Source organism: Microbacterium sp. Leaf351, assembly GCF_001423825.1.
GTDB lineage: Bacteria > Actinomycetota > Actinomycetes > Actinomycetales > Microbacteriaceae > Microbacterium > Microbacterium ginsengisoli.
Map to the genome: position 1 here is coordinate 55,490 of NZ_LMPK01000015.1, position 8,873 is coordinate 64,362.

The window sequence follows — 8,873 nt, forward strand, 5'->3', positions numbered from 1 at the left end:
CCGCAGCGGCGACCTTCGCGGCCAGCTCGGTGTCGGTGAGGGTGTCGTAGGTGGCCAGGGTCTCGCCGGTGGCGGGGTTGACGACGGCGTACTCGCTCATGGGCTCTCCTCGGTGGTGGTCAGTCGGCGGCGGCCCGGCGGGCCGCGGTCAGGATGTCGGCGGCGGCGGCGCGACCCATGCGGATCGCCCCGTCGACGTGCTGGTAACCGGCGCCCGCCATGTCGCTGCACGCGAGGTGGACGGGTCCGATGGGCGCACGCAGGTGCGGACCGTAGCGGTGCAGGCCGCCGAGGTCGAAGCTCGCCGCGTAGGCACCGCGCGTCCACTCCTCGCTCCCCCAGTCGCTCTCGAAGTAGACGACGGGATGCCGCGCCTCGTCGCCGTAGTAACGGGCGAGGGCGTCGAGGATACGGGTGCGCCGCTCGTCGGCGTCGAGGGTGAACACGTCGTCGGCGCGCTGGTCGGACACGAACCCGACGAGGGTGCCGCGGCTCTCGCCGTGGGTGGTGTTGTCGTAGGCCTCGTGCACGAGCTCGTACGGGCTGAACGCCGTGCCCGACAGGCCCGCCTCGCGCCAGAACGGCCGGTCGTAGACCGCGTGCACCTTGATCACGAACCCCATGGAGAGGTGCTGGTGCAGCTGCTGCTGCAGCCGGGGCAGCGGCGGCTCGAAGCCGATGCGCTCGAAGAGGGTGGGAGCGAGGGCCAGCACTGCGAACCGCGCGTGCACCTCGAGGTCGGGGGCGGATGCCACCNCACCCAGGTGCACATCGGCGCCGAGGCGCTCGGCGAGCAGCAGCGGCACCTGCTGGAGTCCGCCGATCACGCGGCGGTCGAGGATGTAGTCCGCGTCGACGAGGTGCGAGAAGCTCCCGGCGCTCGCGGCCATGAGCAGCGCCTGCAGGGCGGAGAACGCATGGGCGGGCTTGGTGAGCATCGCCGCCGCGACGTAGAGGGCGATGTTGTCGACCGCCTCGGCATCGGAGGACTGTGCGCGCAGCCACGCCTCGAACGAGATCGTGTCGAGCGCGACCGCGTCGGGGTGCGCCCACGGGGCATCCGGGTCGATCTCGGCGGTGAGCGCATCGAGGCGTGCGATGAGCGCGGTCATCGCCGCCGCCGTCTCCTCGGAGACCGGGAATAGCTCGCCGGTGAACCGGCGCAGCTCGCCGTCCCGGCCGCGATAGATGCTGTCGCCCTCTCGGTAGCGCGGATAGGTCTCGAGCCCCAGCTCGTCGAGCGTCTCGAGCAGCGCGGTCTGATCGGGCGATACCCACTGGCCGCCGATCTCGAGCACCGCGCCGTCGACCGTGTCGGTCCACAGCCGCCCGCCGACGCGGTCGCGGGCCTCGAGCACCGCCACCGACAGCCCCTGGCGGCGCAGCTCGTGGGCGGCGGTGAGACCCGCCGCGCCCGCGCCGATGACGACGACGTCCTTCGTGATCGAGGTCATCGGCGCTCAGTTCGCCGCGAGGGCCGCGCCGATGACGTCGAACGCCTCGTGCACGAGGGCGTCCGGGATCGACAGCGGCGGGAGGAAGCGGATGACATTGCCGTAGGTGCCGCACGTGAGCACGATGACCCCCTCGGCGATCGACGCTTTCGCGACGGCGGCGGCGAGCGTCGCATCGGGCGCGCCGGTCGCGGGGTCGACGAACTCGGCCGCGATCATCGCGCCGCGTCCGCGCACGTCGCCGATGCGGGCATCGGCCGCCCGCAGCGCCTCGAGGCGGGCCACGAGCACCTCACCCAGATCACGGGCACGGCCGGCGAGGTCGTCGCTCTCGTACACGTCGATCGCGGCGAGTGCCGCGGCGCACGCGATCGGGTTGCCGCCGTAGGTGCCGCCCAGGCCCCCGGCGTGCGAGGCATCCATGATCTCGGCGCGCCCCGTGACGGCGGCGAGCGGGAGGCCCGCGGCGATGCCCTTGGCGGTCGTCACGAGATCGGGGACGACATCGAACAGCTCGCTCGCGAACATCGCGCCGGTGCGGGCGAAGCCGGTCTGCACCTCGTCGGCGATGAAGACGACGCCGTTCTGGCGGCACCAGTCGGCGAGCGCGGGCAGGAAGCCGTCGGCGGGAACGATGAACCCGCCCTCTCCCTGGATCGGCTCGATCAGCACGGCAGCGACCTGCGACGCGCCGATCTGCTTCTCGATCATCGCGATCGCGCGGGCCGCGGCATCCGGACCCGACAGTCCGTCGCGGAAGGGGTACGACAGCGGCGCCCGGTAGATTTCGCCCGCGAACGGGCCGAAGCCGAGCTTGTACGGCATGGCCTTCGCGGTGAGGGCCATGGTGAGGTTCGTGCGCCCGTGGTACGCGTGGTCGAATGCGACGACGGCCGGCCGCGCGGTGAACTTGCGCGCGATCTTGACCGCGTTCTCGACCGCCTCGGCGCCGGAGTTGAACAGCGCGGTCTTCTTCTCGTGATCGCCGGGCGTCAGCCGGTTGAGCGCCTCGGCGACGGCGACATAGGAGTCGTACGGCGAGATCATGAAGCAGGTGTGGGTGAACTGCGCGGCCTGCTGCGCGACGGCGGCGACCACCGCCGGGTGGCTGTTGCCGACCGTGGTGACCGCGATGCCCGAACCGAGGTCGATGAGGGAGTTGCCGTCGGCGTCGACCACGACGCCGCCGCCGGCGGCGACCGCGTGGATGGGGGCGGTGTGCCCGACGCCCGCCGGCACGGCTGCGGCCTTGCGCTCGAGGAGCTGCTGCGACCGCGGGCCCGGGATCGCGGTGACGAGGCGGCGCTCCTGCGGAAGCGCGGGGCCGCCCAGCGGGACGGTGAGGGTGTCGGCGGTGCTCATGTCGGCGACGCTAGCCGCCGACACTGACGACCACCACTCGACGGCGTGTATAACGGGAACGATCACGGCATCCATCCCGTACAGGCCGGATGCCGCCACCGCCGCCCGAACGCCGAGGACCCCATGGCCGAGCCGCACGTCCCGACCCTGCGCGCGCTGCTGGCGCGCACCGAGCTGCGCCTGCGGCTCGAGACGCCCGAGGAGGCCCTGCCGGCGGGCGCGCTCGATGCGGAGCTGCGATGGGTGCACAGCTCGGACCTGCTCGACCCCACACCCTTCCTGTCCGAGGGGCTCGCGCTGCTGACGACCGGCACGCAGTTCCTCGCGACGGCCGCGGAGCCCGACGAGTACGTGGCGTACGTCGAACGACTCTCCTCCCGCGGAGTCGTCGCCGTCGGCTTCGGCACCGAGGTCGTGCGCGCCGGCATCCCGCCCGAGCTCGCGGCGGCCTGTCGCGAGGCAGGACTCCCGCTCGTCGAAGTGCCCTACCGCACCCCCTTCATCGCGGTCGCCCGCGCGAACGCCGAGGCGATCGCCGCCCAGGCATACGCCCGTCGCAGCTGGGCCCTCGCCGCGCAGCGGGCGATCTCCCTCGCGGCGCTGCGGCCCGGCGGACTCGGCGCGATCGTGGACGAGCTGGCCAGGCAGCTCGGCACCTGGGTCGGCCTGTTCGACGCCTCCGGCGCGCTCACCCACGCCCACCCGGTCGACGCTCTCACGTCCGACGCCGCCGAGGCACTGACCGACGAGGTGCAGACGCTCCTGCGGCGCGGCGCCAACACGGGATCGGCCCTGCACGCGGCATCCGGCTCCTTCAGCCTGCAGACCCTCGGTCGCACCGGACGCCTCCGCGGCGCACTCGTGATCGCCGCGACGCACCTCGACCAGGAGGAACGCGGACTCGTGACCGCCGTCGTGGCGCTGGCCGGCCTCGCACTCGAGCAGCGCCAGCGTCTGGACCGCGGCTACGGCGCGCTGCGGCGCGGCGTGCTGCAGGCTCTTCTCGCGGGAGATCTCACCCTCGCCCGCCGCATCGCGCGCGACGTCTGGGGCGCGTTGCCGGGCGGCGATCGCACCGTGGCCGTGACGGATGCCGCCTCCTCCCGTCGCGCCGCGATCTTCGACTGGCTCGACGTGCGGGCCGACGAACCGGGGGTCGAGGTGTTCTACGGGCGCGACGACGACCAGATCGTCGTGCTCGCGGGAACCGGCGGCGAGCGCGTGGCCGCCGACCTCGCGGAGGCCTTCGACCTCCGGGTGGGTGTCGCCGCCGTACCGGACGACGACCTTGCGACCGCCCTGTCCCGCGCGCGCCTCGCCCTGGAGCGCGGCACGGGACGCGTGCGCCGGTTCGAGATCGTCGCGGACGTGGGACTGCTCCCGCACCTCGCGACGCCCGATGCGCGGCGCCTCGCCGACGCCACGCTGGCGCCGCTCGTCGCCCACGACGCGGCCCACGGCACCGAGCTGGTCACGACGTTGCGGGTGTGGCTCGCGCATGACGGGGGGCACGAGGCATCCGCCCGCCTGCTGGGCGTGCACCGCCACACGGTGCGCGCGCGGGTGGCCCTGGCCGAGCACGTGCTCGGGCGGGATCTGTCGGGGTTCGCCGCGCGCAGCGAGCTGTGGGTCGCCATGGAGCTGACGGGCGCGCCATCGATCTCGAAAACTTCGCTATCCGCTGAATAGAACTACTCAGACAACCGAAACCGTCGCGAAATACATCCGCAACGACGTTTTTCCTTGTCATGCGGGGTCGCACCCGTTAGCGTCTCCGGCATGACCGGTCAGCATTCGGCACCCCCCACCCTGGCGTCCCGCGGGTACTCCCCGTCGGGCCCGTTCGACAACGACGACCTGCAACGCAAGAGCCGCGACCACCTGTGGATGCACTTCGCCCGCCACGGCGCCAACCAGGCGGGCGCGCCGGTGCCGATCATGGTGCGCGGCGAGGGCCACCGCGTGTGGGACAGCCACGGCCGCGAGTACATCGACGGACTCGCCGGACTCTTCGTCGTCGCCGCCGGGCACGGCCGTCGTCGCCTCGCCGAGATCGGCGCCCAGCAGGCCGAATCGCTCGCCTTCTTCCCGCTGTGGTCCTACGCCCACCCGGCCGCGATCGAGCTCGCGGCGCGACTCGCCGACTACGCCCCGGGCGACCTCAATCGCGTGTTCTTCTCCTCCGGCGGCGGCGAGGCCGTCGAGACGGCGTTCAAGCTCGCGAAGCAGTACTGGAAGCTGCAGGGCAAGCCCGGCAAGCACAAGGTCATCTCCCGCGCCATCGCCTACCACGGCACCCCGCAGGGCGCCCTCGCCATCACCGGCATCCCCGCCATGAAGGCGCCGTTCGAGCCTCTCACCCCCGGCGGATTCCGCGTGCCCAACACCAACTGGTACCGCGCCGGCGAGATGGGCTTCACCGGACCCGACGAGGCCGCGTTCGGCATCTGGGCCGCCGAGCGCATCCGCGAGGCCATCCTCTTCGAGGGGCCGGAGACGGTCGCGGCCGTCTTCCTCGAGCCGGTGCAGAACGCGGGCGGATGCTTCACTCCCCCGCCCGGCTACTTCCAGCGGGTGCGCGAGATCTGCGACGAACTCGACGTGCTCCTGGTCTCGGACGAAGTGATCTGCGCGTTCGGGCGCATCGGCACGATGTTCGCCTGCGAGCACTACGGCTACGAGCCCGACATGATCACGTGCGCCAAGGCGCTGACCAGCGGCTACGCGCCGCTCGGAGCCACGATCGTCAGCGACCGCGTCTTCGAGCCGTTCGCCCACGGCGACACGACGTTCCTGCACGGCTACACCTTCGGCGGACACCCGGTCTCGTGCGCGGTCGCGCTCGAGAACCTCGACATCTTCGAGGAGGAGGGGCTGCTGCAGAACGTGCAGACCCACGCGCCGCTGTTCCGCGCCGAGCTCGAGACGCTGCACGACCTTCCGATCGTGGGCGACGTGCGCGGCGACGGCTACTTCTACGGCATCGAGCTCGTGAAGGACAAGACCACCAAAGAGACCTTCGACGAGGCCGAATCCGAGCGCCTGCTGCGCGGATTCCTCTCGTCGGCGCTGTTCGACGCGGGCCTGTACTGCCGCGCCGACGACCGGGGCGACCCGGTCATCCAGCTCGCCCCGCCGCTGACCATCGGCCCGAGCGAGTTCCGCGAGATCACCGGCATCCTCCGTGACGTGCTCACGGAGGCCGGCAACCTCATCTGATCCACCGGGGCCACAAGGCCCCACCGCACCGACAGATCCACCGAGGCCGCCGGCCTCAACAGAGAAACGACACACCGACCCGGTCGGCGGCCGCTGGGGGCCTGCGTCCGACCGAGTCTCCGCATCCATCCATCACACCTCGCGCGGAGGCGAACATGACCGTCACAGCCCCCACATCCGGATCAGAAGACAAAGGCCTGCGAAAGGGGGCTGTCGGTCTCGTCGGAAGCGTCGTGATCGGCATGTCCTCCACGGCGCCGGCGTACAGCCTGGCGGCGAGCCTCGGCTTCGTGGTCGCCAGCGGCGGCGCCGTGCTCGCCGGCGTCAAGGCGCCCGCGATCATGCTGCTCGCGTTCATCCCCATGTGGATGATCGCCGTCGCGTACGGCGAGCTGAACAAGGCCGAGCCCGACTGCGGCACCACCTTCACGTGGGCGGCGCGCGCCTTCGGCTCCGTCGCCGGGTGGCTCGGCGGCTGGGGCATCATCGCGGCCGACGTGATCGTGATGGCCAACCTCGCCCAGGTGGCGGGCTCGTACGGATTCACGTTCGTCGGCACCATCACCCAGGACGGCGACATCACGGCGCTCTCGAGCGACACGCTCTGGTCGACCGTCGCGGGCGTCGCCTGGATCGTCATCATGACCGGCATCTGCTACCTCGGCGTCGAGGTCTCGGCGCGTCTGCAGTACGCCCTGCTCGGCATCGAGCTCGTGGTGCTGGTGCTCTTCTCCGTCGTCGCCCTCACCCGCGTCTACAGCGGCAACGGCGTCGACGGCTCCCTCACCCCCTCGCTCAGCTGGCTGTGGCCCGGCGGTCTCGACTTCGGCACCGTCGTCGCGCCGGCCATGCTCACGGCGATCTTCATCTACTGGGGCTGGGACACCGCGGTCTCCCTCAACGAGGAGACCGCCAACCCGAAGAAGACCCCCGGTCGCTCGGCGATCATCTCGACCCTCCTCCTGCTCGTCACCTACGCCCTCGTCTCGGTCGCGGCGATCGCGTTCGCGGGCGTCGGCACCGACGGGATCGGCCTCGGCGTGGAGTCGAATGCGGCGGACGTCTTCTCGGCCATCGCGCCGACCCTGTTCGGCAACAGCTTCTGGGGTCAGGCGGCGGTCGCGCTCCTCGCGTTCTCGATCCTCACCTCGGCCTCCGCCTCCACGCAGACGACGATCCTGCCGACCGCCCGCACCGCGCTGTCGATGGCGGCGTTCAAGGCGATCCCGACGCGCTTCGCACGCATCCACCCGAAGTTCCTCACGCCGACCTGGGCGACCATCGGGATGGGCGTGGCATCCATCGCCTTCTACGTGCTGTTCACCGTGATCTCGCCGAACCTGCTCACCGCCCTCATCGGCTCGGTCGGCCTCATGATCGCCTTCTACTACGGACTCACCGGCTTCGCATGCGTCTGGTTCTACCGCCGCACCCTGTTCTCGAGCGTGCGGAACTTCGTCATGCGCGGGCTCGTTCCACTCGCGGGCGGCGGGATCCTCGCGGTCGCGTTCGTCTACGGACTCATCCAGTTCGCCCAGCCCGACTGGCTCCAGGACGCCGACGGTAACAACGTCGAGTTCTTCGGGATCGGCATGGTGGCCGTCGTCGGTGTGGGCGCGATCCTGGTGGGCGTCGTGCTCATGATCGTCTGGTGGATCGTGTCGCCCGACTACTTCGTCGGACGCACCCTCGGCCGCGCGCAGGCCGTGCTGGTGCTCGAAGGCGTCGACGAGGGACACACGTTCGGCCTGCCGGACTCGGGCCGCGAGCCCACCGTCATCTCGCCCGACCTGTCGAACCTGCCGACCGGTCGCATCGCGATCGACGAGACCACCGGCATCGAGTACCGACGGTCCAAGTCAAGCAAGGGCGACCCGACCGTCTGAGGCGCTCACCCGAGGGCGACGACCTCGATGCCCGATGCGGCGAGGGCGTCGACCTCGGGATGCTGCGCGCCGGCGTCGGTGACGACGAGGGCGAGGTTGTCGGGCGCCGTCACATTGAGCTGGTTGACGACCCCGAGACTCGCGGCGCTCGCGCCGACGACGACCCGTCGCGCGATGTCGATGCCGGCGCGCAGGATCTCGGCGACGTCCGCATCGGCGGCCGTGACACCCCGGACGGCGTCGAGTCCCTCGGCGTCGATCACCGCCGTGTCGTAGTTGTAGCGGCGAACGACACGCTCGGCGTCGGCTCCGACCGCGATGCCGGCCCCGCCGCGCAGCAGACCCCCCGCGATGACCACGGTGGTGTCCGGGTCGGCGGCGAGCACCAGCGCGACGTCGGGCGACGGGGTGACGATCGTGAGCCCGAGGCCCCGCCCGATGAGGGTGCGCGCCACGCCGTGGCCGATGGCGCCCCCCGCGATCATGACGGTGGATCCGGGTTCGAGCACGTCGACCACCGCCTCGGCGAGCGGGGCGGCACGATCGAGGTGCACTCCGGGAACGTCGGCGGTGCGACCCTCGGGCCGTGGGGCGGACGCGCGGCGCGGAATGGCCCCTGCGCTGCGCAGCGCCTCGATGTCGCGCCGCAGCGTCATCGCACTCACACCCAGCTCCGCCGCCAGACCGGCGAGTTCGACGTCGCCGGTCGATGCGACGCGCGACACGATCGCCGAACGGCGCTCCGCGACATCCATCGTCGTCCTCCATCCCGCCGCGGATCGGGTTCCGGGCGAGTGTGAGAAGACTGTCATACCCGGCGCCCGTGCGCCTATCGGCCGGCCGTGCGAATGCTCAACGTCGACGCGGCGATCTCAGTCGCGCGGCGCGTGGGTCGCGAGGAACTCGTAGACCTCCGTCGTGTCGACCCCGGGGAAGGCTCCGGTCGGGAGGG

At 71.5% G+C, this 8,873-nt stretch carries 6 protein-coding genes and 1 pseudogene; 3 read left to right on the forward strand and 4 right to left on the reverse strand.

The genetic code is table 11. The features are described from left to right. Nucleotides 1-119: 119 nt before the first annotated feature. The 3 genes and pseudogenes from ASG00_RS17305 to gabT form a co-directional block, all read right to left on the reverse strand. Nucleotides 120-756: flavin monoamine oxidase family protein (locus tag ASG00_RS17305; protein WP_235559269.1), on the reverse strand; the 637-nt coding region annotated here is incomplete at its 5' end. A 1-nt stretch (nt 757) separates the two neighbouring features. After that, nucleotides 758-1,454, reverse strand: a pseudogene (locus ASG00_RS17310) (flavin monoamine oxidase family protein); the annotation flags it as partial. 6 nt (nt 1,455-1,460) lie between these two features. Next, nucleotides 1,461-2,816, reverse strand: a complete 1,356-nt coding sequence (gene gabT / locus ASG00_RS05935) for a 4-aminobutyrate--2-oxoglutarate transaminase (protein WP_056207780.1) — start codon at nt 2,814-2,816, stop codon at nt 1,461-1,463. A gap of 123 nt (nt 2,817-2,939) precedes the next feature. On the opposite strand from gabT, the gene ASG00_RS05940 reads away from it, so the two are divergent. The 3 genes from ASG00_RS05940 (at nt 2,940) to ASG00_RS05950 (ending at nt 7,921) form a co-directional block, all read left to right on the forward strand. Next, nucleotides 2,940-4,505, forward strand: a complete 1,566-nt coding sequence (locus tag ASG00_RS05940) for a PucR family transcriptional regulator (protein ID WP_056207545.1) — start codon at nt 2,940-2,942, stop codon at nt 4,503-4,505. A gap of 198 nt (nt 4,506-4,703) precedes the next feature. After that, nucleotides 4,704-6,035: an aspartate aminotransferase family protein gene (locus tag ASG00_RS05945; protein WP_235557445.1), complete on the forward strand. Its 1,332-nt coding sequence runs from the start codon at nt 4,704-4,706 to the stop codon at nt 6,033-6,035. A gap of 242 nt (nt 6,036-6,277) precedes the next feature. Beyond that, a complete protein-coding gene (locus tag ASG00_RS05950) occupies nt 6,278-7,921 on the forward strand; it encodes an APC family permease (RefSeq protein WP_235557442.1) in 1,644 nt (547 codons plus the stop codon). Nucleotides 7,922-7,926: 5 nt separating this feature from the next. Here ASG00_RS05950 and ASG00_RS05955 read toward each other — a convergent pair whose 3' ends face one another. Next, nucleotides 7,927-8,676: a DeoR/GlpR family DNA-binding transcription regulator gene (locus tag ASG00_RS05955; protein WP_056207549.1), complete on the reverse strand. Its 750-nt coding sequence runs from the start codon at nt 8,674-8,676 to the stop codon at nt 7,927-7,929. Between the last annotated feature and the right edge of the window lie 197 nt (nt 8,677-8,873).